General features: G+C 72.7%; 29 protein-coding genes and 1 riboswitch. Of the genes, 15 read left to right on the top strand and 14 right to left on the bottom strand.

The genetic code is table 11. The annotated features are described in order from the left end of the window. Positions 1-43: 43 nt before the first annotated feature. Both BLV39_RS11385 and BLV39_RS11380 read right to left on the bottom strand, forming a co-directional pair. Positions 44-619 (bottom strand): YdeI/OmpD-associated family protein, encoded by a 576-nt coding sequence (locus BLV39_RS11385; RefSeq protein ID WP_090789995.1) that lies wholly within the window; start codon positions 617-619, stop codon positions 44-46. Between the two features lie 10 nt (positions 620-629). Further along, entirely contained in the window at positions 630-947 is a 318-nt protein-coding gene (locus tag BLV39_RS11380; RefSeq protein WP_090789993.1) for a hypothetical protein, read from the bottom strand. A 57-nt stretch (positions 948-1,004) separates the two neighbouring features. On the opposite strand from BLV39_RS11380, the gene BLV39_RS11375 reads away from it, so the two are divergent. Together BLV39_RS11375 and BLV39_RS11370 are read left to right on the top strand one after the other, a co-directional pair. Next, positions 1,005-3,026, top strand: coding sequence for a copper-translocating P-type ATPase (locus tag BLV39_RS11375; protein ID WP_090789991.1), 2,022 nt, complete (start codon positions 1,005-1,007; stop codon positions 3,024-3,026). A 14-nt stretch (positions 3,027-3,040) separates the two neighbouring features. Further along, the gene (locus BLV39_RS11370; protein ID WP_090789989.1) at positions 3,041-3,331 is read left to right on the top strand and encodes a metal-sensitive transcriptional regulator; all 291 of its coding nucleotides are present in this window, start codon (positions 3,041-3,043) and stop codon (positions 3,329-3,331) included. Here BLV39_RS11370 and BLV39_RS11365 read toward each other — a convergent pair. After that, positions 3,328-3,858, bottom strand: coding sequence for a barstar family protein (locus BLV39_RS11365; RefSeq protein WP_090789987.1), 531 nt, complete (start codon positions 3,856-3,858; stop codon positions 3,328-3,330). The genes BLV39_RS11370 and BLV39_RS11365 overlap by 4 nt on opposite strands. 19 nt (positions 3,859-3,877) lie before the next feature. After that, positions 3,878-6,415, bottom strand: a complete 2,538-nt coding sequence (locus tag BLV39_RS11360) for an ABC transporter permease (protein ID WP_176984858.1) — start codon at positions 6,413-6,415, stop codon at positions 3,878-3,880. 167 nt (positions 6,416-6,582) lie between these two features. Here BLV39_RS11360 and BLV39_RS11355 point away from each other — a divergent pair, with 167 nt between their 5' ends. Together BLV39_RS11355 and BLV39_RS11350 are read left to right on the top strand one after the other, a co-directional pair. After that, the gene (locus tag BLV39_RS11355) at positions 6,583-7,491 is read left to right on the top strand and encodes a cation diffusion facilitator family transporter (protein ID WP_090789982.1); all 909 of its coding nucleotides are present in this window, start codon (positions 6,583-6,585) and stop codon (positions 7,489-7,491) included. Positions 7,492-7,657: 166 nt separating this feature from the next. Beyond that, positions 7,658-7,785: riboswitch (cyclic di-AMP (ydaO/yuaA leader) on the top strand. Positions 7,786-7,792: 7 nt separating this feature from the next. Beyond that, entirely contained in the window at positions 7,793-8,866 is a 1,074-nt protein-coding gene (locus tag BLV39_RS11350) for a coiled-coil domain-containing protein (RefSeq protein WP_090789980.1), read from the top strand. On the opposite strand, the gene BLV39_RS11345 is transcribed toward BLV39_RS11350, so the two are convergent. The 3 genes from BLV39_RS11345 to BLV39_RS11335 all read right to left on the bottom strand — a co-directional run bounded on the left by BLV39_RS11345 (position 8,860) and on the right by BLV39_RS11335 (position 10,586). Further along, complete coding sequence (locus BLV39_RS11345) at positions 8,860-9,390, bottom strand: SRPBCC family protein (RefSeq protein ID WP_176984857.1); 531 nt, start codon at positions 9,388-9,390, stop codon at positions 8,860-8,862. The genes BLV39_RS11350 and BLV39_RS11345 overlap by 7 nt on opposite strands. A gap of 9 nt (positions 9,391-9,399) precedes the next feature. Continuing rightward, the gene (locus BLV39_RS11340) at positions 9,400-10,146 is read right to left on the bottom strand and encodes a serine/threonine-protein kinase (RefSeq protein ID WP_090789978.1); all 747 of its coding nucleotides are present in this window, start codon (positions 10,144-10,146) and stop codon (positions 9,400-9,402) included. An 86-nt stretch (positions 10,147-10,232) separates the two neighbouring features. After that, positions 10,233-10,586, bottom strand: a complete 354-nt coding sequence (locus BLV39_RS11335) for an STAS domain-containing protein (RefSeq protein ID WP_089248800.1) — start codon at positions 10,584-10,586, stop codon at positions 10,233-10,235. Between the two features lie 393 nt (positions 10,587-10,979). Here BLV39_RS11335 and BLV39_RS11330 point away from each other — a divergent pair, with 393 nt between their 5' ends. Both BLV39_RS11330 and BLV39_RS11325 read left to right on the top strand, forming a co-directional pair. Further along, positions 10,980-11,414 carry a hypothetical protein gene (locus BLV39_RS11330; RefSeq protein WP_090789976.1) on the top strand — a complete coding sequence of 145 codons (435 nt, stop codon included), beginning with the start codon at positions 10,980-10,982 and terminating at the stop codon, positions 11,412-11,414. A gap of 98 nt (positions 11,415-11,512) precedes the next feature. Beyond that, positions 11,513-12,514 (top strand): AraC family transcriptional regulator, encoded by a 1,002-nt coding sequence (locus BLV39_RS11325; protein WP_176984856.1) that lies wholly within the window; start codon positions 11,513-11,515, stop codon positions 12,512-12,514. Between the two features lie 3 nt (positions 12,515-12,517). On the opposite strand, the gene BLV39_RS11320 is transcribed toward BLV39_RS11325, so the two are convergent. The 3 genes from BLV39_RS11320 to BLV39_RS11310 all read right to left on the bottom strand — a co-directional run bounded on the left by BLV39_RS11320 (position 12,518) and on the right by BLV39_RS11310 (position 15,166). Then, positions 12,518-12,790 carry a hypothetical protein gene (locus tag BLV39_RS11320; RefSeq protein ID WP_090789972.1) on the bottom strand — a complete coding sequence of 91 codons (273 nt, stop codon included), beginning with the start codon at positions 12,788-12,790 and terminating at the stop codon, positions 12,518-12,520. A 96-nt stretch (positions 12,791-12,886) separates the two neighbouring features. Continuing rightward, positions 12,887-13,690, bottom strand: a complete 804-nt coding sequence (locus tag BLV39_RS11315) for an NAD(P)H-binding protein (protein WP_204082921.1) — start codon at positions 13,688-13,690, stop codon at positions 12,887-12,889. 75 nt (positions 13,691-13,765) lie between these two features. Further along, positions 13,766-15,166, bottom strand: coding sequence for a hypothetical protein (locus tag BLV39_RS11310; RefSeq protein ID WP_090789970.1), 1,401 nt, complete (start codon positions 15,164-15,166; stop codon positions 13,766-13,768). A 131-nt stretch (positions 15,167-15,297) separates the two neighbouring features. Between BLV39_RS11310 and BLV39_RS11305 the strand changes: the two genes are divergently transcribed. From BLV39_RS11305 to BLV39_RS11295, 3 genes are read left to right on the top strand one after another with little or no spacing between them, the layout of a single operon-like run. Next, positions 15,298-17,265, top strand: coding sequence for a sensor histidine kinase (locus tag BLV39_RS11305; protein ID WP_204082922.1), 1,968 nt, complete (start codon positions 15,298-15,300; stop codon positions 17,263-17,265). After that, a complete protein-coding gene (locus BLV39_RS11300) occupies positions 17,253-17,894 on the top strand; it encodes a response regulator transcription factor (RefSeq protein WP_090789968.1) in 642 nt (213 codons plus the stop codon). Before BLV39_RS11305 ends, BLV39_RS11300 begins: the two co-directional genes overlap by 13 nt. Before the next feature lie 24 nt (positions 17,895-17,918). Beyond that, positions 17,919-18,695: a hypothetical protein gene (locus BLV39_RS11295; protein WP_090789966.1), complete on the top strand. Its 777-nt coding sequence runs from the start codon at positions 17,919-17,921 to the stop codon at positions 18,693-18,695. 4 nt (positions 18,696-18,699) lie between these two features. Here the strand turns inward: BLV39_RS11295 and BLV39_RS11290 are convergent, their stop codons facing one another. Beyond that, positions 18,700-19,491: an SAM-dependent methyltransferase gene (locus tag BLV39_RS11290; RefSeq protein WP_090789964.1), complete on the bottom strand. Its 792-nt coding sequence runs from the start codon at positions 19,489-19,491 to the stop codon at positions 18,700-18,702. A 26-nt stretch (positions 19,492-19,517) separates the two neighbouring features. Here BLV39_RS11290 and BLV39_RS11285 point away from each other — a divergent pair, with 26 nt between their 5' ends. Next, positions 19,518-20,087, top strand: a complete 570-nt coding sequence (locus BLV39_RS11285) for a DUF1349 domain-containing protein (RefSeq protein WP_090789962.1) — start codon at positions 19,518-19,520, stop codon at positions 20,085-20,087. 4 nt (positions 20,088-20,091) lie between these two features. Here the strand turns inward: BLV39_RS11285 and BLV39_RS11280 are convergent, their stop codons facing one another. Beyond that, entirely contained in the window at positions 20,092-20,673 is a 582-nt protein-coding gene (locus BLV39_RS11280) for a hypothetical protein (protein ID WP_090789960.1), read from the bottom strand. 29 nt (positions 20,674-20,702) lie between these two features. On the opposite strand from BLV39_RS11280, the gene BLV39_RS11275 reads away from it, so the two are divergent. The 5 genes from BLV39_RS11275 (at position 20,703) to BLV39_RS11255 (ending at position 23,933) form a co-directional block, all read left to right on the top strand. After that, positions 20,703-20,915 carry a helix-hairpin-helix domain-containing protein gene (locus BLV39_RS11275; RefSeq protein ID WP_090789958.1) on the top strand — a complete coding sequence of 71 codons (213 nt, stop codon included), beginning with the start codon at positions 20,703-20,705 and terminating at the stop codon, positions 20,913-20,915. 110 nt (positions 20,916-21,025) lie between these two features. Further along, positions 21,026-21,901 carry a TIGR03620 family F420-dependent LLM class oxidoreductase gene (locus tag BLV39_RS11270; RefSeq protein WP_090789956.1) on the top strand — a complete coding sequence of 292 codons (876 nt, stop codon included), beginning with the start codon at positions 21,026-21,028 and terminating at the stop codon, positions 21,899-21,901. A gap of 41 nt (positions 21,902-21,942) precedes the next feature. Then, a complete protein-coding gene (locus BLV39_RS11265; protein WP_090789954.1) occupies positions 21,943-22,854 on the top strand; it encodes an NAD-dependent epimerase/dehydratase family protein in 912 nt (303 codons plus the stop codon). A 104-nt stretch (positions 22,855-22,958) separates the two neighbouring features. Beyond that, a complete protein-coding gene (locus tag BLV39_RS11260; protein ID WP_239083948.1) occupies positions 22,959-23,564 on the top strand; it encodes a GNAT family N-acetyltransferase in 606 nt (201 codons plus the stop codon). 66 nt (positions 23,565-23,630) lie between these two features. Continuing rightward, positions 23,631-23,933, top strand: coding sequence for a hypothetical protein (locus BLV39_RS11255; RefSeq protein ID WP_090789952.1), 303 nt, complete (start codon positions 23,631-23,633; stop codon positions 23,931-23,933). Here the strand turns inward: BLV39_RS11255 and BLV39_RS11250 are convergent. Both BLV39_RS11250 and BLV39_RS11245 read right to left on the bottom strand, forming a co-directional pair. Further along, a complete protein-coding gene (locus BLV39_RS11250) occupies positions 23,924-24,766 on the bottom strand; it encodes a polysaccharide deacetylase family protein (protein ID WP_239083949.1) in 843 nt (280 codons plus the stop codon). The two genes, BLV39_RS11255 and BLV39_RS11250, sit on opposite strands and share 10 nt — an antisense overlap. Before the next feature lie 84 nt (positions 24,767-24,850). Then, positions 24,851-25,225 carry a VOC family protein gene (locus tag BLV39_RS11245; protein ID WP_090789950.1) on the bottom strand — a complete coding sequence of 125 codons (375 nt, stop codon included), beginning with the start codon at positions 25,223-25,225 and terminating at the stop codon, positions 24,851-24,853. Positions 25,226-25,240: the final 15 nt, after the last annotated feature.

The raw sequence follows: 25,240 nt of genomic DNA, 5'->3' as shown, positions 1-25,240 counted from the left end.
CCGTTCAGGAAGGCACGCACGTCGCGTCGATGAGGTTCAATCTTCAACCAACTTGGGGTGGCGGGATGGGCGCCCCACTGGCCAGCAGGTCGGTCAACGCCGCGAGCCGCTTGGCCCGGGCGGCGGCGCTGGGCGCGCTGGTCAGCTTGAGAATCACCGAGTAGCGACCGGTCTTGTCGAGCGTGGCGAACCGCGCGGCCGCGGCGGGATTGTCCGCGAGGGCCGCTTCGAGGTCTTCGGGAGTTTTCGCGTCACGCTGAGCCGGGTAGGCGGCGGCCCAGCGCCCGTCGCCCTTGGCCGTCTCGATCTGGGCGAGCCCGGCGGGCCGCATCCGGCCGGCGGCGATCAGCGCCTCGGCACGGTCCACATTGACCTGTGACCAACGCGCCCCGGCCCGGCGGGGCGAGTAGCGCTGGAGGAAATGGGAGTCGTCGAGACCACGGCGCTGGCTGTCGATCCACCCGAAACAGATCGCCACGTCACCGGCCTCGGCCGCGGAGATGGTCGGCGTCGCGGCGCCCTTCTTGGCGATCGCCAGCCACGCCTCGCCGGCGGTCCCGTGGTGGTCGGCCAGCCAGGCCTCCCAGTCGGCCAACGCATGAAAGGTCATCGGCTCCATGCCCGCGAGGCTATCGCTCATCGGGTTCGACGAAGCCCGGTAGGAACCGTGGCGACGGCGCGCCGGGCTCGACCCACAGGTGTCCGCCGCGGAACTCCACGCCGGACACGTCCGACAGCATCCGATGGGGATCGAGCAGGCTGCCCAGCGCCTGCGGCAGGTCGGTCCGGAGCTCGGCCACGGCCTCGGCGAGGGTGTCCGGCTCCGCCGACCAGTCGATGTCGGCCCCGGTCAGCTCCCGGACCGCCCGTTCCGCCACGGCGGCGGGAGCGCGGACCAGCACCTCGACGCGGCAGTAGACCTGCATGACGACCGGCTCGTTGGACATGCGCGTCAGGGTCGCACAGCGGCTTGCACATATACCCCCTGGGGGTATGGTGGACGCATGCCAGGAGACCACGCTGACCACGGGGGCCACGACAAGCACGCTGGGCACGATCCGGAGCAGTTCCGGCGCAAGTTCTGGCTCTCCCTCGCACTGACCGTGCCCATCGTCGTGACCAGCGAGATGGTGATGGACTGGTTCGGCTACTCGCTGGACTTCCCGGGCATCGACTGGATCGGCCCGGTGCTCGGCTCGGCCGTCTTCCTCTACGGCGGCTGGCCGTTCCTGGTCGGCGCGGTCCGTGAGGTCCGCGACCGCGCCCCGGGGATGATGCTGCTCATCGCGATGGCGATCACCGTGGCCTACGGCGCCTCGCTGGCCACTGCCGCCGGGGCGTTCGACCTTGACTTCTGGTGGGAGCTAGCCGCGCTGGTGACCATCATGCTGCTCGGCCACTGGCAGGAGATGAAGGCGATCGGCCAGGCGCAGGGCGCGCTCGCGGCGCTGGCCGCCCTGCTGCCCGACGACGCCGAGCGGGTCACGGGCGGCGCGGTGGAGACCGTGCCCGTGGCGGCGCTGCGGCTCGGCGACGTCGTGCTGGTGCGTCCCGGCGGCCGGGTGCCGGCCGACGGGCGGCTCACCGAGGGGACGGCCGAGGTCGACGAGTCGATGATCACCGGCGAGTCCCGGCCGGTGCCGCGCGAGCCGGGCGACCGGGTGGTCGCCGGCACGGTGGTCACCGACTCCGCGGTCCGTGTGCGGATCGACGCCGTCGGCGCGGACACCGCGCTCGCGGGCATCCAGCGGCTCGTCGCGCAGGCACAGGCCTCCGGCGGCCGCGCCCAGGTGCTGGCCGACCGGTTCGCCGCGGCGCTGTTCTACGTCGCCGCCACGGTCGCGGTGGTCACCTTCTTCGCGTGGTGGGCCGCGGGCAATCTGGACGACTCGGTGGTCCGCACGATCACGGTGCTCGTGATCGCCTGCCCGCACGCGCTGGGGCTGGCCATCCCGCTGGTCATCGCGCTGTCCACGGCCGTCTCGGCGCGGGCGGGCATCCTGGTCAAGGACCGGCTCGCGCTGGAGCGGATGCGCACGGTGGACGCCGTGCTGTTCGACAAGACCGGCACCCTGACCAAGGGCGCGCACAAGGTCACCGGCGTCGCGGCCGTCGACGGCGTCACCGAGCAGGAGGTGCTGCGCCTGGGCGGCGGCGTCGAGGCCGACAGCGAGCACCCGCTGGCCAAGGCGATCGTGAGGGCGGCGGGCAGCCCGGCCGGGGCGAGCGAGTTCCGGTCGCTGACCGGCCGCGGAGTGCAGGCCACGATCGACGGCACGGCCTACGCCGTAGGCGGACCAGCACTGCTGCGCGAGCTTGGCGTCACGGTGCCCGCCACACTCGCCTCACGCACCGAGAGCTGGGCCGGTCGCGGCGCGGCCGTGTTGCATCTGTTGCGCCTGAGCGGTGGGACCGGTGAGGTGCTCGGCGCGTTCGCGCTCGAGGACGAGGTGCGGCCCGAGGCTCGGGAGGCGATCGCGCAACTACGCGAACAGGGCGTACGCACGATCGCGATGATCACCGGCGACTCCCGCGCGGTGGCCGAGGCGGTGGCCGCGGACCTGGGCTTCCGGCCCGGGATCGACGAGGTGTTCGCCGAGGTGCTGCCGGCCGACAAGGACCGCGCGGTCGCCGACCTCCAGGCGCGCGGCCTGCGGGTGGCGATGGTCGGCGACGGCGTCAACGACGCACCGGCCCTGGCCCGCGCCGACGTCGGCATCGCGATCGGCGCCGGCACCGACGTCGCGATCGAGTCGGCCGGCGTGGTGCTGGCGTCGTCCGACCCACGCGGCGTCAGCGGCGTCATCCGGCTGTCCCGCGCGGCGTACCGCAAGATGATCCAGAATCTCTCCTGGGCGGCGGGCTACAACATCATCGCGATCCCGTTGGCGGCCGGCGTGCTGGCCTGGGCCGGCCTCACGTTGAGCCCCGCGGTCGGCGCGGTGCTGATGTCCGCGTCCACGATCGTCGTGGCGCTCAACGCGCAACTGCTGCGCCGCGTGCGCCTGACCCCGGAGGGCTCGTAGCTATGGTTGACCACATGACAGCCCCGACGCGCGGGTACACCGCCAGCAAGGACCAGCTGGCCGGCCGGCTGCGCCGGATCGAGGGACAGGTACGCGGAATCGAGCGGATGGTCGACGACGACCGCTACTGCATCGACGTGCTGACCCAGATCTCCGCGATCCAGGCCGCACTCGACAAGGTCGCCCTCGGCCTCCTCGACGGCCACGCCCGCCACTGCATGAAAGAGGGCGCCGAAGCGGGCCGTGCCGACGAGATGGCCGGCGAGATGATGGCCGCCGTGGGCCGCCTGATGAAGCGCGGTTAACGACGTCGCGAGTCGGCCCATTCGGCGTCGTTCCACTGCGCCGCCGTCGCACCGACCGGTGGGAAGGTGATCTTCGGGTCGTCGCTCTGCACCAGGCACATCAGGCGGCGGCCGAGAAGCGCGGCGGCGCGCGAGTGGTCGGCCAGGATGTCCAGCACGACGTGCGCCTCGCGCGGACGATGGGTGGCGAACGCGTCGTAACCGGTGAAGACGATCGCGAGCCCGGTAGTGCCCGCCGCCCACCCGTAGTCCTGGCTCACCACGTCGCGCATGCAGTCGTTCAACGCGTCGAGGTTGCGGCCGTAGTAGTCGGGAAAGCTCAGCGCGGCCGCGACGGCGCGGTGCATGTCCTCGTCCGTCCACCATCCTGACGCGTCCAGGACGGTTACCTGATAGCCGTGCACTGTCAGCCACGCCGTCGTGTCTTCCAGGAGCTCCCGGCGCCAGAACAGGGTCGCCGGCGAGTTTCTCATCAGCAGGTAGGCGCGGTCCTGGCTCAGGTCCGTGTCTGCGTCGAAGGCCGCCATGATCAGGAAGGCTAGCCGCTCAGTCGTCGGCCAGCGCCGCGACCACCGGGAGCCGGGCCGCGCGGCGGGCTGGTAGGACCGCCGCCAGCAGGGCGGCGCCGGCGGCCGCGAGGACGACCAGGGTGAGCTGGCCGAGCGGGAGCACCGGGACGCCGTGGCCGTAGGTGTCGATCAGGGCGGCCGCCGCGACCCAGCCCACTCCCCCGCCAAGGGCGACGCCGCCGACCGCGCCGACCACCGCGACCAGGGCCGCCTCGAGCAGCAGCATGCCGCGCAACTGGCGGCGGGACAGGCCCAGGGCGCGCATCGTCGCCGACTCGCGCCGGCGTTCCACGACGGACAGCGCCAGGGTGTTGCCGATGCCGAACAGGGAGATCAGCACCGACATGCCCAACAGCGCCGCGAAGATGCCGAGGAGCTCGTCCAGGGAGGCGGCCAGTTCGTCGGCCTCGGCGGCGCGGCTGGTCACCTGGACCACCGGGTACGCGCGCAGCTCGGCGTCGAGCACCCGGCGGCCGTCCGTCGTGGACACCCCGGGCGCCAGGTCGACGAGGAGCTCCACGGCCGGGCGTTCGCCGTACGCGGACGTGAACGCGCCGTAGGAGACGAGCGCCGAGCCGTCCAGCGGCGAGTCGTCGAAGAGCGCCACCACCCGCGGCGTGCCGAGCGCGCCGAACGGCACCGCTGAGCCGACGGACAGCCCGCGTTCGGCGGCGTAGCCACGCGCGAGCGCCACCGTGCCCGGCCCGAGGTCGCTCAGCGAGCCCGCCGTCACCTCCGGCAGGATGGCGCCGCGAAGCTGGGAGGGCGGCACCGCGGCGACCCGGGTGCGCTCCCCCACCAGCGGCATCTCGGAGCGGACCTCGGCGACGGTGGCGAACTCCGGGTGGCCCCGCAATGCCGAGGCCAGGCCCGCCGGCATGCCGGCCCGCATCGACTCGAACGTGCCGTCGGTGCGCGCCCGGTTGAGGGTGAACTCGACCGGGAAGTTCTCGGTCAGCTCGCGGCCGCTCTGGTCCCGCGCGGTGGCCAGCAGCACCGCGAACAGCGACATCAGCGCCACCCCGATGACCAGCGCGAGCGTGGTGGCGGCGGCGCGGCGCGGGTTGCGCCGCGTGTTGGCCACCGCGAGCGTCGGCACCGTGCCGAACAGCCGGGCCGGCAGCCAGCCGACCAGCGCGACCGCCCGGGGCACGAGCAGCGGGCCGGCGACCACCGCGGCGACGAACAGCAGCATCCCGCCGCCGAGCACCAGCGGCAGGCCGGGGAAGCCGAGCGGGATGCCGGCGCCGACCGCGAGCAGCGCGATCGTGGCCAGCAGCGTGGCCGCGACGACGCGCGCGGTGCGCCGGCCGCCGGCCACCGCCCGGGGCTCGGACAGCGCCGCGTCCCGCAGGGCGGCCAGCGGCGCGACCCGGCCGGCGGACAGCGCCGGCACCAGGGCGGAGACCACCGCGACGAAGGTGCCGAAGCCGACCGCGACGAGGAACGTCGGCCAGCGCACCACAGGCGTGTGCAGCGGGATGTCGGTGGCGACCAGCTCGCGGCCCCAGATCAGGCCGTACCCGATGAGCACGCTCATCAGCAGGCCACCGATCGAGGCGACGATGCCGAGCAGCAGCGCCTCCAGCAGCACGGTGGCGCTGACCTGGCGGCGGGACGCACCGACCGCGCGGAGCAGGGCCAGCTCGCGGGTGCGCTGGGCGGCCAGGATCGCGAACGTGTTGTAGATGACGAAGGCCGACACTGTCAGCGCGACCAGGCCGAAGCCGAGCAGCACGGCGACGAAGCCGGTGACGTACTTGCCGGCCTCGACGGCCAGCTTCGCGCGGAGCTCTGACCCGGTCAGCACCGGGTACGCGTGGCCCAGCGCGGCCGAGACCCGGTCGCGCAGCACCGCCTCGGACACCCCGGGCCGGGCGGCGACCACCACCTCGGCGAACCGCTCCGTGCCGGTCAGCGCCGTGAGCTCGGCGTCGGTGAGCGCGGCCACGGTGGACCCGCCGTAGAGCCGGTTGACGCCCAGGTCGAGCACCCCGACCAGGGTCAGCGTGCGCGGCTCGCCCGCGGCGTCGAGCACGGTCACCGGGCCGCCGACGGTGAAGCCGGCCCGGGCCACGGTGTTCTTCTCGACCGCGAGCTCGCCAGGGCCCTCCGGTAGTCGACCCGCGAGCAGGTCGTAGGCCGCCAGCGCGGGCACGTCGGGCACGGACAGGCCGTAGCCGACGTGCCCGTGGTCCATCATGAGCTGGCCGTCGCGGTCGAGCATGCTCAGCCAGGCCGCCATCCGGCCGTCGACGGCCGCCACCCCGTCGACCGCGGCGACGGTCTCCACCGTGTCGCGCTCGGCCAGCAGCGCCGCGGGCTCGACCGCGACGTCCACGTTGCGGGCCGAGCGGGCCAGGTCGTCGTAGAACGCGGCCCGGGCGGTGTCGCCGTAGACCAGGGTGCCGGCCAGGAAGCCCACCCCGACCATCACGGCGAAACCGGTGAGCACGAGCCGGACGGCATGCGCCCGGAAACCGGTCACGGCGAGGCGGAGCAGAGGCCGTTTCACGTACCCCAGTGTGATCAACCGCCACGGCAGCCCGCCACGCCCCACCGGTAAACAAGACGACAGTCGTGTCGGGCGGACAATGGGAATGGTTCCCGGTGTCGCCTTTGCATACATAGCGATGTTTGCATAAGACTGTAGTGAGCAGCGGAGACGGATTGGAGGGCCCGGTGGGGGCAGGACACGACCACGGCGTGCGCGACGCGGGCGCACAGCACCGCGGGCGGCTCTGGGCCGCCTTCGGCCTGCTCGCGGTTTTCATGGTGGTCGAGGCGATCACCGCGTTCGCCACCGGCTCGCTCGCCCTGCTCTCGGACGCCGGCCACATGTTCACCGACGTCCTCGGCATCGGCATGGCGCTGGCCGCGATCACCGCCGCCCGGCGGGCCGCGCGCGACCCGCAGCGCACGTTCGGCCTCTACCGGCTGGAGGTGCTGGCCGCCCTCGGCAACGCGGTGCTGCTGTTCGGTGTCGCGATCTACGTGCTGGTCGCCGCCGTGCGCCGGTTCGGCGACGCGCCCGAGGTCAACACCACGCCGATGCTGGTGGTCGCCGGGCTGGGCCTGATCGCCAACATCGTCGCGTTCGTGCTGCTCCGCCGTGGTGCGAAGGAGAGCATCAACGTGCGGGGCGCCTATCTGGAGGTGCTCGGCGACCTGGTCGGCTCCGTCGGCGTGCTGGTCGGCGCGGCGGTGATCGCGGGCACCGGCTGGTTCGTGGTCGACCCGCTGATCGCGGTCGCCGTCGGCCTGTTCATCCTGCCCCGCACCTGGAAGCTCGGTCGCGAGGCGCTGCGGATCCTGGTGCAGGCCGCACCCGAGCATCTCGACGTCTCCGCGATGCGCTCCTCGCTCGGCGCGGTGCCGGGCGTGTGCGACGTGCACGATCTGCACGTCTGGACGCTGACCTCGGGCATGGAGGTGGCCTCCGCGCACCTCGGCATCGAGGGCGACGCCGAGCTCTCGGCGGTGCTGACCGCCGCACGGGAGACGCTCCACGACGGCTTCGGCATCGAGCACGCGACCCTCCAGGTGGAGCCGGCCGCCACGACGGGTGGCTGTCACACCGCGCGCTGGTGACCGTGGGTGTTTAGCGCGGCCTTAACTTTGGTGACCTTCGAGGGGAATTTGCCCGGATAAATACCGGCAAACTCCTCTTATGCGCATTTAACGGCCCTCCCGCTCCGTAGGCATTCCTGGGTACCCTCCAGATCGATCTTCGTCGGACGGGCATCCGCCGGCCCGACGAAGGTCGTCGCCTAATCGCCACAGCGAGCCGGGGAACCACGCACCAGGGGTGAGTCCGCGAAAGCGGTAGGGATCTTCCGTCCCGAACCCGTCAGCTAACCCGGTAGGCGGCTGACGGAAGGACGCGCACCAAATGATTGATCCCCCCAGTCATCCGCACCTTCGACGACGACGATGGATCCGGGTCGCCACGGTCGCGATGTTCGGCCTCGTGCTCGGGCTCGTAGGCCCGATGGCGCCGGCCAACGCGGACCCTGACGGCGAGGGCGGCACCGAGGAGCTGCGGGACCAGCTCGACAAGGCCAGCCGCGGCTTCCTGGACGCCCAGGCGGCGCTGAAGCGCTCGCAGGGCAAGCAGAAGGAGCAGGAGACCACCCTGCGGACGATCGAGCAGGACCTGGCGACGCACGTCGAGACGGTCGCCGAGATCGGCCGCTCGGCCTACCGCACCGGCCGGCTCGGCCCGATGTCCGCTCTGATCAACTCCGACTCACCGGAGCGCTTCCTCGAGCGGGCCAACGCGCTCGGCATGGTCGCCGCCAACGAGCAGCGGGAGATCCGCGGCCTGGAGCAGTCGAAGGAGCAGGCGGCGCAGGCCACGGCGGCCATCAAGACGGAGGTACGCGAGCAGGAACGCCAGGTCGCGTTGATGAAGGCCCGCAAGGACCAGGCCGAACGGGCGCTGGACGTCGCCGCCAAGGCGCAGAAGGCGGACGCGGCCAGGGCGGCCCGGTCCGGCGGCAGCGGCAGCAACACCGGCGGATCGGGCGGTGCCACCGCCACGCCCACCAAGCGCAACAGCGACGGCAGCTATCCGACCGAGTCGTGCAGCGTCAACGACCCGACCCCGGCCAACGGCTGCATCACCCCGCGCACCCTGCATGCGCTGAACCAGGCCAAGGCGGCCAAGTTCACGCACTACGTGTCGTGCTACCGCAGCGGCGGCTCCGGCGAGCATCCCAAGGGCCGGGCGTGCGACTTCGCGGCCGCGAAGAACGGGTTCGAGGGCGACGCGACCGGCGCCGACAAGACCTACGGCACGAACCTGGCGAACTACTTCATCCGCAACTCGGACCGGCTGGCCGTGCTCTACGTCATCTGGTACCGGCAGATCTGGTTACCCAGCAGTGGTTGGAAGTCGTACAGCGGCGCGGGTGGAGACCCGTCCAGCGACCACACCAACCACGTGCATCTGAGCGTCTACTGAGGTCCCGAAGAAGCATCAGGGGGTACGCCGTCCGGCGTGCCCCCTGATGTCTTGTCCAGCACCACGGCCAGCCGCTCCGCCAGTGCGTGGTGGGCCTTCTGGGCCTGGGTGAAGGCGTACCCGAAGAGCAGGGTCGGTGCGGTCAGCGTGATCCGCACGTCGATCCGACAGCCGCCGTCGGACACGGGATAGATCTTGGTCCAGTTGTCCAGCTTCGTGCCCGGCCGCTGGCGCGCGACGGTGACGATCTCGGTCACGCGCTCCTGCGGGGCGTCCGGCGGGCCGATCCTGTTGATCGCCATGACGTCGGCGGTGTAGGTGGTGGTGAAGTGGAACGGACCGAGCGGGAACCGGTCGTTGATCACGAAGCTGCGCACCGCACCGTCCACGGGCGACACTTCGGTCACCTTGACGATGAACGGGTGAAGCTCGGTGTGCCGACTGAAGTCGGAGAGCAGCGCCGTCGCGTCGGCCACCGTGCAGCGGGCACGCAGGTCGTAGGTGAACGAGCCGGTCTTCGCCAAAGGTGACCCCTAGTTGAGGTGATGCAGGGCCGGCGCGGGGAGGGCATGGGGCGGCGGAGCGGTGGCCGGCATGATCGATGACCATAAACCGATGGCGACGTCCGCGCTGCCCGGCCGGTCGGCCGGTTTGCGGCGCATCGTCGCCCGGCACAGCTCGGCGACGGCGCGGGGCAGGCCCGGCACGGCCAGCACCGGCGCGGGGCGCGGGCCGTGCTGTTCGGGCCACCCCGTGAGCATCCGGAGCAGCAGCGCGCCGAGGGCGAAGACGTCGTCGGCGGGGAGCCCGGGTGCGCCGGCCGGGCCCGCCAGACCGAAGTCGATGATCTTGGCGCCGGCCCTGGTCAGCATCACGTTGCGGGCCGAGACGTCGCGGTGCACGACACCGCGCCGGTGGGCCACGGCCAGGACGTCCGCGACGGTCGCCGCGATCCGCACTGCCTCCGGCCAGGGCAGTGGGCCGGCGGCCAGCCGGCCGGCCAGCGCGACGCCGTCGAGCAGCTCGAGCACGACGTACGGCGCGACAGAACCGTCGGGCAGTCGCGCGGAGCCGTGGTCGTACACCTTGGGAACGCTCGGATGGCGGAGCCGCTCGGTGATCGCGGCCTCGCGGCCGGCGGCGTCCGCGTGTGTCGGCGTGATGACCTTGACCGCCAGCGGGCGCGCGGAGTGGCTGTCGAAGCCGTGATAGACGGTCGACATCCCGCCGCGCGCGATCGGACCCAACAGGACGTACCGCCGGAGGATGGTCGTACCCATCCGCAACCACGCCACGATCCGGGACTCTGCCGGATCGCACGAGCCCGGACAAGAGTTGCCGGGCAGGCTTTAACCGCCTATAAGGGTCAGGCCCCCGCCGGCGTGTTGAGGTCGCCGAGATAGGGCTCCGGCGCACCGAAGAGACCGAGCAATCCGGTCACCCAGAGTTGGCGGTGTACGAACCGACTGGGTTCGGTGACCACCAGTTTGACGCCACTCACCTCGGCGGTCTGGAAGCCGGCCACCATCGCGCTGATGCCGACGGAGTCGATGAAGCTCACCAACCGGAGATTGAGCTCGATCCGGTTGGGGCGGTCATCGGTCAGCGCCGCGGCAATGGCCTCTTTGACCTCGTGGGCGGAGTCGACATCGATCTCACCGCGGGGGGCAATCTCGAGGACTCCGTTGGCACGCCGAGTTGTCACGATCGACAGACTCACGCAACTACCTCCGAGCTCGAACCTCGGTCCGCATCCAGGGGACCTTTCGACAGTACGCGGACCGCGACCGAGGGTATTCGCATCCATCACATGGTCGCCAGCCTTGCGGCCGCGTACTTTCCCCTTTCTCGTATTCCGAAACCGGCATAGCCGGCAAAAACCTGAATATGTGACCTTCGACTCGCGTGAACCGAACACACGTGCCGAATTCGGCCGCAGCCAGCCTACCGCACGTGGCGGCCGTCACACTGAGTGAGGCGACGCCGACCGTCCACAGTGAGCCGCGGCGCGTTGCGTGGTTTGCGCCCACCGACCGGCGGGCACTCACCAAAAGAACCGGACGCTCCGTTGCGTCCGAAGTGGCAGGTTCGGCGATCGAGGAGGACAGCAGGGATGTTCGGAACCAACCTCATGGACCGCCGGAGCAGGACCGAGCGGATCAGTGACGACGCCTGGGACCACCTGCACGCCTTCGTCGACTCGGCGCGGTACGCCGGGCGGCGCACCGCCGACCTGGCCGGCGACGCCGGCAGCAGCGTCAGCGGTGCGGTCGGTGCCGTCGGTGGCGCCGCGAGCGTCGTCGGCGACGCGGCCGACGAGGCCCGGCGGCGAGCCGGCCTCGCCTTGGACGCCCTGGCCGGCCGCCGGATGCCCACCCCCTGGGTTCTGGTGATCGCGGCCGCGGCGGTCGGCGCGGCGATCGGTTGGGCCGCCGGCTCGGCGTCCCGCGCCGCGATCGCGCGGATGGGCGACGAGGCACAGGGCGGTCGGGCCGAGGAGCTCGAGTTCGTCGAGGCCGACCGGGCGAAGTCGACGTTGGAGAGCTGAGAACAGCACGCGGGTCGCGGGGTTGCCGAACAGCTAGACCGGCAACCCCGCTCTGCGGCTGATTGACGTGTGACTCTGCGCGAGCGATGCTCATGGTCATGCGTCACGGGCCGACCACCGAGCGTGGCGATCCGTTCCCGATCGAGGCGCACTCGTTCCGCATCAGCGACCTCGACGAGGCGCGGGCCTTCTGCGCGGAGTTCTACTACGACGTCGACCTGGATCTGCTCGACAAGATCCGGCCGCTGGCACTGGCGGCCGACCTGGTGCGGCTCGGCCCGGTGACCGTCGGCGACATCCAGTTCGGTGCCGACGTCGCGATCGGCGCCGACCTGATCGACGCCTACCACATCAACATGCCGATCGCCGGTGCGATCGGCAGCGAGCACCGGGGCGCGATCACCGTCGCCAGCCCTCGCCGCGCCGCCGTCTACCGGCCCGGCGCCGGCGCGCACGCCGGCCGCTGGTCCGCCGAGTGCCGCAGCCTAGGCATCCGCTTCGACCGGGCGGTACTGGAGGCGGAGCTGTCGGCATTGCTCGGCCGCCCGGTGAGCGGGCCGATCCGGTTCGGCGCCAGCTTCGACACGACCCACGGCGCCGGGCTCACCTGGTGCCGCATGATCAATCTGCTGCGGTCGGAGATCGCCAACCCGCACAGCGCGCTGCGCCAGCCGCTGGTCGCCGAGCGCTACGCCCAGGGCCTGCTCGGCGGGCTGCTGTTCGCGGTCGACCACCAGTACGCGGACGCCCTCACCGCCCACGCGCCACCGGTCCGCCCGCGCACGGTCCGGCGGGCCGTGCAGGTGATGGAGGCCGACCCGACGCACCCCTTCACCACCGCGGAGCTCGCCCGGATCGCCGGCGTCTCGGTGCGCTCGCTCCAGGAGGGCTTCCGCCGGCACGTCGGCTTCTCCCCGATGGGCTACCTCCAGCACGTCCGCCTGGGCTACGCGCGGGACGAGCTGCGCCATCCGGTGCCCGGGCGCGACACGGTGGCCGCGATCGCGCACGCGTGGGGCTTCGGCCACCTGGGCCGGTTCGCGGCGGCCTACCGCGAACGCTACGGCGAGTCACCGTCGGCGACGCTGCGCGGACGGTGAGGCCTATTCCCCCGGGTCGCCCAGACGGTCGCGGGAGGTGCGTTGGGCCGGGATGAACGGCTCGGTGCGCACCGGGCGCCCGTTGGGTGAGCGGAGGGTGTCGAGGACCCGGTGCGCCGCCGCGAGACCGTCTTCCGCCGTGGTGGTCAGTGCCGACGGGGAAGCGCCGGCTTCGATCCGGAGCGCGGCCTGGAGCCGGTCGTAACGGTGCAGGAAATCGACCGCGCCGCTGAGTGCCGCGACCGCCCGCAACATGTCACCTTCGAGGTCCTGCATGGACGCGTCCCTCCCCCAGATCCGACGGACTGTAGGCCGGTGCCTGTCGTGCGTCGATCCACTTCACGCCGGGGTTATCCGGATCGCGCGTGTCTCCTACCCGAGAGCCCGCTCCACCAGCTGCCGCAGGGTCGCCGGCTCGCGGCCCAGCACCCGGCGCAGGTCGTCGGTCTGCCGCTCCAACGCACCGGCCCGGGCCAGGCCCATCAGGAAGCCCATCGCTGCGGGGACGTCGGCGTCGCGATGCTCGACGGGTGTGCCGCTGACCTGGCTGAGCACCTCCGCGAGCCGCGGATAGGTCCAGACCGGGCCGGTCAGGTCGTACGCCCGGCCCAGGTGGGCGTCGTCGGTCAGCACGTTCGCCGCGGCGGAGGCGAGGTCCGCCCGCGGCGCCGTGTTCAGGCCGCGCCCGCCGGTCGCGGAGAGCAGCACACCGGACTCGACCGCCGCCCGGAGCCCGGCGTTGACGAACGCGTCGGTGTAGAACGGGTGGCGCAGGATGACGTGGCCCAGCCCGCTGCCGACGAGCGCCCGCTCGGTCTCGTGGTGCGCGGCGTTCATGGGGTCGCCGCCGCGGTCGGCGCCGAGGAAGCTGGTGTAGGCGACGGCCCCGACCCCGTTGGCGACCGCCGCGTCGATCACCGCCCGGTGCTGGGCGACCCGCCGGTCCGTGGCCAGCTCGGGTGACGAGATCAGCAGCACCCGCCCGGCGCCGGTCAGCGCCGAGCGGAGGCTCGCCGGTTCGTCGTAGTCACCGTGCCTGACCTCGGCACCGTTCAGATCGGGCACGCGGTTCGGGTCGCGGACGGCGGCGACCACCCGCTCGCCCCGGGCCACGAGCTCCGCGACCACCAACCGACCGAGCGCACCCGACGCCGCGCAGACAACGATCATGTCCATCCCTCTGCCGCCACCCTGTTGATCTGGCGACGGTCAGCGAACACCGCGCCGCCGGACCGCGCCACCGAGTTTCGGTCAGGCCACCCGGGGCAGGTCGAACCGGTCGTTCCCGGTGCGGGCCAGCCGCCAGGCCGCCCACCCGAATCCGACCGTCGTCAGTCCCCAGCCGACCAGGTCCAGCCAGCGGACGCCGGTGAGCACCGCGGTGAGGTGGATCGGCTGGGAGACGGCCAGCCCGATCGCCAGCCAGGTCGGTGCGATCCGGGCCCGCCAGAGCGCGACACCGATCATGATCGTCCCGAGCAGGTGGCCGGCGACGAAGACCAGCACGAGCACGTTCGACTGCGGGCTCGACTCCAGCGCGGACCCGAGCGCGAACGCCAGGTCGCGGTCCACCTCGGGATGCGTGCCGGTGACGTAGGTCAGCGCGTCGGCGTACGGGCCGCCGGCGAACAGGGCGAGGTAGCCGGGCACGGCGAGGAACAGGCCGACGGTGGTGAGCAGCGGCGTGTGCCGGCGGGTGTGCCACGCGACGGCCAGGACGCCCGCGCAGCCGGTCAGTGCGACCAGCCCGCCGACCGCGAGCGCGGCCTGCTGGAACGTGGTCGCCGCGACCAGCTTGTCGAAGATCTCCCGGGGCTGGTCGCCGGTGTCGTAGGGCAGCAGGTAGCGGAAGACCGTGACGAACAGGGCCAGCGGCACGGCGGCCAGGGCCAACAACCATCGCCAGCCGGTGCGGGCGTCCGCGCCGGCCGGCGCCGGTCCGGCAGGAGCATCACCCGGCGGCAGGTCGAAGTCGGCGTCCGGCCTGCGGATCAGGGCGGCGGACGCGCCGGCGTACCCGATGGCGGTCATCGCCCACGACGCCGCGGCGCCCGCGTTGCCGCCGGGCATCAACAGGTGGGCCGGTCCGGACAGGCCGAGCACGATCGCGACCCAGCCGGGCACCACGCGGGCCCGCCAGAGCGCGAGGCCGAGCAGCACGAAGCCAACCGTCTGGCCGAGCAGGAACACCACGAACTGGATCCCGACCCAGGGGTTGGCCTGCACGAGGTCGTCGATGGTGGCGACCGCGACCGGGTCCAGCCCGCCCCGCGCGGCCACGACGGCGACCAGGTCGTTGCTGGCCAGGCTGGCCGCGAACGCGGGGACCAGCAGCACGCCGGCGGCCAGCGTCAGCTTCGGCGCACCGCGCCGGCCGGTCCACAGCACGGCCATGGTCGCCGGAAGCACGGTGAGCGCGAAGAACAGCGACAGCCAGAGGCTGGTCTGCGCCCGGCCCGGTGCGTCCGCGGCGCCGGCGATGGCCCGCACGAGGTTGCTGCCGACGGGCCACGGCACGACCAGCGTCTCCAACGCCAGGGCCAGGATCGGCAGCGGCGCGAGGATCGCTAGCGCGGTGCGCCAGAAGGTCCGCAGGTCCCGCGTGCGGGTGACCGGTCTGGTCCCGGTCGGTGCGACGGTGGTCTCCAGCATGGCTCCTCCAAACTCCGGTGTGGAGCCAGCGTCGGTCAGCCGACCGGATGGGCGGATCGGCACTGGTACGGGACCGAACTCCGTACTGGCACGGGTACGCGGCGGGCCGCCCGCGCCCTACCGTGAAACGCATGGCCGTCCCCCGCCTGCTGGCGTACGTGTTCGCGGTGCTGGTCATCGCTCTGAGCGCGACCGGACTGGTGCTGGCCGGGCAGGTGCCGGGCATGACCGGCTACTTCGGCACCGCCACGCTGCTGGGCCTGTTCTCGGTCGCCCTCGGCCTGCTGGTCGCCCACCGCCGCCCGCGCAACGTGGTGGCGCCGCTGCTCGTGCTGGTCGGCGGGTCACCCGTCTGGGTGGCGTTCGGCGACCTCTACGTCGCCGGGGTCGAGGCCCGGCCTGGCCTGCTCCCGGTCTGGGACTGGTACGTCGGGCTCTCGCCCGGCCTGTGGATGGTCCTCTACGTGCCGGCGGCCCTGCTGATGCTGGTCTTCCCGGACGGGCACCTGCCTGGGCCGCGGTGGCGTGGGGTCGCGGCCGGGCTCGTCGTGGTGCCGGTCCTGTTCGCGGCGGGCGCGGCGGGCGACCCGACACCGTACCCACCGCCGTTCGCGGGCGTCGCGCACCCGTACACGCTGCCGGGTCCGGTCCTGTTGGTGGGCATCGTCGTGCTGCTCGGATTCCTGGCCCTGCTGGTCGCCGCCGGGGCCGCGATGGTGGTGCGCTACCGGCGGGCCACCGACCCCGTGCGCCGGGCACAGGTCCGCTGGTTCGCGCTGGGCGCGCTGTTCCTCCCGCTGACCCTGCTGCTCTGCTGGGCGTCGTACCTGTTCACCGACGGCCCGGAGCTGGCGCTGATCGGGCTGGCCGCCACCTACGTCGCGCTGCCCGCCGCCACGGCCATCGCGTTGCTCCGGCACGACCTGTACGACGTCGACAAGGCGATCAGCGCCGCCGCCACCTACGGCCTCGCCACCGCCGTCCTGCTCGGTTGCTACACGGTCGCCTCGTTCCTGGTCGGCCTCGGTGCCGGCCGCGCGTCGCCGGTGGCCGCGGCCGCCGCCACCGCGGTGTGCGCCGCCGTGCTGGCGCCGTTGCGGGTGCGGCTCCAGCGGGGCGTGGACCGCCGGCTCTACCCGTCCCGGCGGGCGGCACTGGCGGCGATCGACGAGCTGCGCGACCGTACGCACACCGGGCAGGCCCGCCCCGAGCAGCTCCAGGAGGTGCTGCGGGCGGCGTTGCGGGACCCGGCGCTGCGGGTCGGCTATCTCGTGCCTGGCGCGTCCGGGCTGGTGTCCGCGTCCGGCGCCGAGCTGACCACCGGTTCCGCGCTCCGGGTCCCGGTGCGGGCCAGCGGCCACGAGATCGGCGCCCTGTTGCGCGGCTCCGTGGGCAGCCGGGAGCTGCTCCGCGAGCTGGCCGACGCGAGCGCGTTGCTGGTCGAGGTCGTCGCGCTGCGGATCGAGCTGCGCGAGGCACTCTCCGATGTGGAGCTGTCTCGGGCCCGGTTGCTGCACGCCGGCTACGCCGAGCGGCGACGGCTCGAGCGCGACCTGCACGACGGCGCCCAGCAACGGCTGGTCTCGCTGGGCATGTCGTTGCGGCTCGCCCAGCGGCATCTCGACGACGGCACGGTCGACGTCGACGGCCTGCTCGACGAGTCGGTCGCGTCGCTCGGGCTGGCCGTCGCGGAGCTGCGGCAGATCGCCAACGGGCTGCGACCGTCCAGCCTGGACGACGGTCTCGGCCCGGCGCTGTCGTCGCTGGCCAGCAAAGTGCCGGTGCCGGTGGCACTGGACGTGTGCGCCGACCCGGTGCCGGACGACGTGGCGACCACCGCGTTCTACGTGGCCAGCGAGGCGCTGACCAACGCGATCAAACACGCGTCCCCGGAGTCGATCGGCCTGCGCGTTCTTCGGCTCGACGGACGGCTGACCGTGCGGATCACCGACGACGGCGCGGGCGGCGCCGTGGTCCGCCCGGGCGCCGGGCTGGCCGGCCTGGCCGACCGGGTCGCGGCGGCCGGCGGGTTGCTCTCGCTGAGCTCCCCGGCCGGCCGGGGCACCGTGGTCGAGGTGGAGTTGCCGTGCGCGTCGTGATCGGCGAGGACTCCGCGCTGTTCCGGGAAGGGCTGGCCCGGCTGCTGGCCGACGCCGGCCACGAGATCGTGGCCAAGGTCGGCGACGCGCCCACGCTGGTGGCCGCCGTCGCCGCACACGAGCCGGACCTGGCCATCATCGACGTACGGATGCCGCCGGACCTGACCGACGACGGCGCCCGCGCGGCCCGGCAGGTGCGCGCGGCTCACCCGGCCCTCGGCATCCTGCTGCTGTCACAACATGTGGAGACCCGGCACTCGGTCGAGTTGGTCGCCTCCGGCGGGTTCGGCTACCTGCTCAAGGACCGGGTGTTCGACGTGGACGACTTCCTCGACGCGCTGCGCCGGATCGCCGCCGGCGGGTCGGCGCTGGACCCCGAGGTGGTGGGCCGGCTGCTCGGGCCGCGCCGGGCGGGCGACCCGATGTCGACGCTGACCGCGCGCGAGCGCGAGGTGCTGGCGTTGATGGCCGAGGGTCGCACCAACGTGGGCATCGCCCGCCGGTTGTGGCTGACCGACCGTACGGTCGAGACCCACGTGGGCTCGATCCTCGGCAAGCTCGGACTGGCCAACAGCGAGGAGGACCACCGCCGTGTCCTCGCGGTCCTGATGTACCTGGCCGCCGCTTGACCCTCGACCCATTAGCCTGTGCCGATGTCCTCGCGCTTCGTGGTCCTGATCTCCGTCGCGGCGGTCGTGGCGGTCGCCGCCGCGACGGCCGAGAGCGCCGGCGTGGCAGTGGTCGGTGCGGCGCTGGCGCTGGGACTGGCCGTGGCGCATCCGGCGCTGCGCGACCCCCGCGTGCCCCGGGTGACCCGCTGGCTGCTCCGCGGTGCGCTCCTGCTGTCCGTCGCCGCCGTCGTCGCCCTGCTGTGGCGATGGCCGGCCTCGCTGCTGTCCGTGCGGGACCCGCAGTGGCAGTGGCAGCAGTTCCGGTGGCACGCCACCGTGGCGGGATGCCTCCTGCTGGCCTGCGGCTGCCTCGCGGTCGCGGTCAGCCGGCTGCCGCGCGACCGGCTGCGCCACCTGGGCCTGGCCAGTCCGACCGTGGTGCCGCTCACGCTGCTGGTGCTGGTGCTGGTCCCGGTGATCGTCTCCCTGGTCGGGCCGATCACCGCGGCCGCGGAGGTGTTGTGCGTGCTCGGCGGCTACGCCTGGCTGGTGCGCCGGACGGCCCAGCGGCACGGCGCCGCCGCGATCGTCGTGGCAGGCACGACGCCGCTGGCCCTGCTGACCTGGTTCATGGTCGACGAGGCCTGGCGGAGTTGGCCGGAGCCGCCCAGGGACGACGTGTTCTACGCCGTGGCGGTCGCCATCGACGGTGGACCTGACGTCGAGTCCGGCAGCGTGCTGGCGGCGTTGCTCCTCGGCGCCGTCCTGACCGCACTGGCCTGCGCGCGGTTGGCCCGCGGCGAGCCGGCGGCGGTCTGAGCGCTCAGGCGACCTTGCGGGCCACACCGGCGTACTCGGAGGCCGGGGTCGTGTCGTTGCCGTTCGGCCGCCATTGCGAGCAGGTGACCAGGCCCGGCTCGATGAGCTGCCAGCCGTCGAAGAACCGGGCGAGGTCGGCCGGGTCGCGGACCGCCATCGGTGCCGCGCCGCTGTCGTTCCACATGGCCACCGCGCGGTCGACCGCCTCCGGGTTGACCTCGCGCGTGGGATGCGAGATGACCAGGTAGCTGCCCACCGGCACGGCCGCGGTCAGTGCGGTCACGATCTGCCGGGCCTGTTCGTCGTCGGTGACGAAGTTGAGGATGCCCAACAGCATCACGGCGACCGGCCGGTCGAAGTCGAGCGTGTGGTCGGCGGCCGCGAGGATCGACACCGGGTCACGGACGTCGGCGTCCAGGTAGTCGGTGGCGCCGGCCGGGTCGCTGGTCAGCAGGGCCCGCGCGTGCACCAGCACCATCGGGTCGTTGTCGACGTAGACCACCCGGGAGTCGGGCGCCACGGACTGGGCGACCTGGTGCGTGTTGGCGGCGGTGGGCAGGCCGGTGCCGAGGTCGAGGAACTGCCGCACCCCGGCCTCGCCGGTCAGGTGCCGGACGGCCCGGCCGAGGAACTCCCGGTTGAACCGCGCCGACTGCACGAGCTCCGGCAGGAACGCCAGCACCTGCTCGGCCGCCGCCCGGTCCGCCGGGAAGTTGTCGGTGCCGCCGAGCAGGTAGTTCCACAGCCGGGCCGAGTGCGCGACGCTGGTGTCCAGTGAGGTCACACCGCACAGCATAGAGGATCTCCGATACGCTCGGGCACGTGCTGACGGACATGACGTGGCTGAACGAACCGAGTGACTGGTCGCTGGACGGCGACGTGCTGCGCGCGGTGACGGAGTCGAAGACCGACTTCTGGCGCGCCACCTTCTACGGCTGGACCACCGACAACGGGCATTTCTTCCACCAGCCCGCGACCGGCGACTTCACGGCCGAGGTCGTCGTGTCGGCCGGGCACACGACGCTGTTCGACCAGGCCGGCATGATGGTCCGGGCGGACGAGCGCAACTGGCTCAAGACCGGCCTGGAGGTGACGTCGGGCGCCGTCCAGGTGAGCACGATCTTCACCCGTGGGTTCTCGGACCTGTCGGTCGCGCCGGTCACGGGCCCGCCCGGCGAGGTCGCCATGCGGGTCACCCGCTTCGACGACGCGCTCGCCGTGCACTGCCGCAGCGGCGACGGCCCGTGGCAGCTACTGCGACTGGGCCACCTGGACCTGCCCGCCACCGTGAGCGTGGGCGTCATGGCGTGCTCACCCTCGCGCGCCGGGCTGGTGGCCACCTTCCGCGACTTCCGGGTCGGCCCGCCGATCTCCCGGGAGGGCCTCGAATAGCGCGTCAGGTGAAGCGCTCGGTCGTGACGGGCACCAGCCCCTGCCGGCGCGCGGTGTCGGTGAGCTCGCGCAGCACCGGCCCGACGATGTCGTCGGCGTCGGTCGCCAGCAGCACCGTCACGTCGAGGCCCCAGGCGATCCCTCCGACGCGGCGCAAGGTCCAGCGCACCAGGTCGTCCCCGATCCGCCGGCTGTGCGAGGTGCCCGGGGCCGCGTCCAGGTCCTTCGCGAACAGCACCCGGTAGACCCGCCGCTCGTGGAAGCCGTCCGGCGCCTCCACCGGGCCCAGCCGCAGCGGCGCCGCGATCGGGAGTGGCTCGTGGCCGGCGACCGACCGCAGCGCCGCCTCGTCGGGCAACGACCCACCACCGAGCCGGCGGTACGCGGTCTCGGCACCTTCCCGGTCGGTCGGCGTCAGGCGCGCGAGCGACTCGGGGTCGGCGCGCAGCGCGAGGCCGGACGCCGCGGCCCAACGGGCGTCCGCCCGCCGCCAGACCGCCCCGCGCAGGGCCACGGTCGACTGGTCCGGTGCCCGCACGAACTCCTCGACCAGGACGCCGTCGTCGCTCAGGAGGTAGTAGTCCACCGCCGCATCCTGCCCTCTATCGTGGCCACATGAGTACGCGCGACGTGCCGGCCCAGATCGGTGACCTGCCGCCGATCGGGCGGCCGGCCACCAGCGCCCTGCTCCTGGCGGGCATCACGACCCTCGCCCAGGTGGCCACGCACCGGCGCGCCGACCTGCTGGCGATGCACGGGGTCGGGCCGAAGGCGGTCACCATTCTGGCTGCCGCGCTCGCCGAGCGCGGCCTCGCGTTCGCCGACTGACGGGCCCCCGGGCTCGCGCGGAGTGATCGCCAGCACATCCCACCCGCATAGCGCCGCCACCTCCTGCTAGCGTAGTTTTTTAACGGACGCTATAAAAATGGAGATGTGCGATGGACAAGCGCTCGCTGGGCAGGGTCGGGATCTGGAGCATGGAGCTGCGGGGTGCGGGCCGGCCCGAGGTCCAGGAGGCCGCCGCCGAGCTCGACGGTCTCGGCTTTCGTGCGCTCTGGATTCCGGGCCTGGACGGTTCGGGTGCGCTGGACGACATCGAGCACCTGCTGGCCGCCGCGCCGCACAGCACCGTCGCGCTGGGCGTGCTGTCGATGTGGGGTCAGGACCCGGTCCGCCTTGCCGAGCGCCGGGCCACGCTGGGCCCGCGCACCCTGCTGGGGCTGGGCGTCAGCAACGCCCACGCCGCGGCGAACGCCGGCCAGGACTACGGCCGGCCGACCGCTTCGATGGGGCGCTTCCTCGACGCCCTGGACGCCGCGCCCCGACCGGTCCCGGCCGACCGGCGTCTGCTGGGCGCGCTCGGTCCCAGGATGGTCGACCTGGCCACCGCCCGGACCTCCGGCTGGCACCCGTTTCTGGTCACTCCCGAGTACTCCGCCGCACACCGGGCGCGGGTGGGCGACGCTCCCCTGATCGCCGCCCACCTGGCGGTGGTCCTGGAGACCGATCCGACCCGGGCCAGGGCCGCCGCCCGCGCCGGCGTCGGCATGTTCATCGGCTTCCCCGCGTACGGCTCCAACCTGGCCCGCCTGGGCTTCGGGCCCGCGGACCTGGTTCCGGGCGGCAGCGACCGGCTGATCGACGCCGTGGTCGCCTGGGGCGACCGGGACGCCGTCGCCGACCGCATCCAGGCGCATCTGGACGCCGGCGCCGACCACGTGACCCTGCACGTCCTGCGCCCCGCCGGCGCCGACGGCGGCCTGCCACGCCAGCAGTGGCGGGATCTCGCCACGCTGCTGCCCCGCTTCGCCTGACCGGCTTGACAACCGGGTGGGTCGACAGTGGACGATGCGGCGTGCGCATTCTCGTGGTCGGTGGAAGTGGTCTGGTCGGTGCCCATGTCACAGACGTGCTGCGCGAGCGCGGGCACGAGGTGACGACCGCCGCGCGCACCGCCGCGCCGGGTGTCGACCACCTGCTCGACGTGAAGTCCGCCGCGCCGGACGCGCTGCGCCGGCTGCTCGCCGGTCACGACGGTGTGGTCTACGCCACCCGCACCGACGAACAGCGCGGGCTGCCAAAGCCGATCTATCCGGTGTTCCGGCAGGACCTCGTCGACCCCGTGGTGCGCCTGTTCACGGCCGCCCGCGCGGAGGGCCTGACCCGCGGGGTCGTCATGGGCTCGTACTACACCTACTACGACCGGCTGCACCCGCGATGGCGTCTGCCGGAGCGGCACACGTACATCCGGTGCCGGGTGGAGCAGGCCGCCGAAGGACGCGCGGCGGCCGGGCCCGACCTGCCGGTGGCCGTCCTGGAGCTGCCGTTCGTCTTCGGCCGGGCCGGTGACCGGCTGCCCAACTGGTCCGAGCCGCTGGACCGGTGGGCCAGGTCCCGCGCACCCCTGCTGGTGCCCGTCGGCGGATCGGCCGCCGCGTCGGCGCGCAGCGTGGCCGAGGTCACGGCCGACGCGCTCGAACAGGCCAGCGGTGCGGACATTCCGGTCGCCGACGAGAACCTGACCTGGGCCGACATGCTCGCGCGCATCGCCGACGCGGTCGGCCGTGGCCGCCGGGTCAGGCGCCTACCGGGCGGAGTCGCCCGCACGTCCATGCGCCTGGGTGGCGCGCTGCAGGCCCTGGGCCGCAAGGAGTCCGGCATCAACCCCGCGTACGCCGCCGACCTGTTCCTCGCCGAGCTGTTCATCGAGCCGACCACCGGCCGCGACCTGAACCCGGCCCTGCACGAAACCTTCCCCAAGGTCTAGTGCGGACAGTCCGGATCTCTTTGCGTTTTGGACGTTGGCCGGATTAGCGTCCACCGTCGCGGCTGTCGCAGCCCGACACTCCACCCGAACCGCAAGGAGAACACGTGTCGACGAACCATCGTGTACGCCCGGCCACCGCGGACGACGTGGCGGGCCTCAAGTCCGTCATCGCCGCGGCGTTCATGGGCGACCCGATCGCTGAGTGGGTCTTCCGGGACGCGGACCGTCGGCCGGACCACCACCTGGTGTTCTTCGGCGCGTTCGTGGACGTGGCACTGGCCGGCGGCCGGGCCGACACGCTCGACGGGCACAAGGGACTCGCGCTCTGGCTCGACGTCGACGTCGACGCGCCGGAGTCCGACGACGACGGTGGCCTGGGTGCCGCTTTCGAGGCCGGCCTCGACGGCGAGACGCTCAAGCGGGTCGCGGAGCTCGACGACCTGATGGTCGCCAACCACCCGCACGACCGCAGCCACGCCTACCTGCCGTTCATCGCGGTGCACCCCGACCACCAGGGCACCGGGGTGGGCGCCGCGCTGCTCGGCCACCGGCTCGCGGAGCTCGACGCCGCCGGCCGGCCGGCGTACCTGGAGGCGAGCACCCTGCGCAACGCCGCGCTGTACGAGCGCCTCGGCTTCCAGCGCATGCCGGAGACGATCGACCTGCCGGGCGGCCCGTCGCTCTACCCGATGTGGCGCGACCCTCGGTAACACCACGACTACCAGTGGGCGCGGCGGTCCCGGCCGCCGCGCCCGCCCGCGGTGTACGGTCGGGCGATGCGCGTTCCTACCGCGGCGATCACCGCAGGCTCCCTGATCGGCGGCTGGCAGCTCGCCCGGCGCACCGGCATCCGGCCGCTCGGCGGCGCCGTCCTCGCGGCCGGCGGTGTGGTGGCGGGCCGCGAATGGGCCAGGCACACGAGCCCCGCCGTGACCGGCGCCCTACTGGCGACGTACGTCGGCGCCTTCGGTCTCTCGCATCCCTTGGCCAAGAGGATCGGCGCCTGGCCGTCCGTGCTGGCCGTCGCCGCGCTCACCGCCGCCGTGTCGTACGCCGCGGCGGACCGCCGTCACACGTAGTCCCTGATCAACGCCGGGGTGAGACCGGCGGCGTGGATCGCCCGCAGCGCCGCCAGGAGGTCGTCCATCAGCCTCGGCCGGAAGTGCATCAGCAGCACGTCGCCGGCCCGCACGTGCTTGTCGGGTGTCTGGTAGCGCACGATTCCTTTGTCGACGGTCTCGGTCCAGTAGAAGAGCGCTTTGGCGCCACAGTCCTTGGCCGCCCGGATCGTCGTGTCGTCGTGGTCGCCGAACGGCGGGCGGAACAGCGTCGGGCGCTTGCCGAACAGCTCCTCCAGCTTGTCCGCGGAGCCGCAGATCTCCTGTTTCTGGTACGCGTACGACTTCCCGCGCAGTGACGTGTGGTGGATCGTGTGGTTCTCCACGACGCCGCCCGCCGCCTCGATCGCCTTGAAGTAGTCCGTGTGCTCCGTCGCGGCCGGCGAGTTCAGGAACATCGTGACCGGGATGTGCGCGTCCCGGATGAAGTCGGGCACGGCGGTCGGCCGGGCCAGCGCCCCGTCGTCGATGGTGATGAACGCGACCTTGTCCTGGGTCGGCACGCGGAGCCAGAAGGGCGGCAACCCGTTCGCGGGCAGCTTCACCGGATGCGGCTGCACCGGTTGGTACGCGGGCGCCTTGGCCACGTACCACTCGAGGCTCTTCGGTTTGGGCTTCGCGGTCGGGGTCGGCGTCGGCGTCGGCGCGGCTGTCTCGGCCGGTGTCGGCGGGGCCGAGGGGCTGGGCGCGCCAGAGTGTGCGACGAACGCGGGCGTGGGATTCGCGGCGCAACCGTTCAGTGCCAGCAGGACCATGAACACGGCGAGCAGCCGGGCGGCGGGTGTGAACGACACGCAGGAAAAGGTAGCCGTGTCATGTCATGGACTTGTCAGCAACGTGCACCGGATTCAGCTTTCACACGCGCCGTAGCCGGCCGGTTACTCCCGCTCCGCGGCCGACCGGGTCAGGCAGAACTCGTTTCCGGCGGGGTCCAGCAACACGACCCAGCCGTCGCCGTCCGGCGTGCGGTGGTCGGCCAGGGTCGTCGCGCCCAGCGTGTGCAGCCGATCGACCTCGGCGTCGCGGTCGCGGTCACCGGGCTGGAGGCAGACGTGCACCCGGTTCTTGACGGTCTTGGCCTCCGCCACGGCCTGGAAGTACAGCCGAGGCCCGCCCGGCGGCTCGATGACGACCTCGGTGTCGCCGGGGGCGAAATCCGGGTCCACCGGGTGGCCGACCACCTCACTCCAGAACCGCGCCAGGGCGTACGGATCAGCGCAGTCGAACGACACATTCCGAATGAACGACACCATGGCCGGTCAGCGTAG

The sequence above is a fragment of the Asanoa ishikariensis genome (genome assembly GCF_900107455.1).
Taxonomy (GTDB): domain Bacteria; phylum Actinomycetota; class Actinomycetes; order Mycobacteriales; family Micromonosporaceae; genus Asanoa; species Asanoa ishikariensis.
Note: the sequence above shows the minus strand (reverse complement) of the source record. Positions and strands in the feature narration are given on the sequence as shown.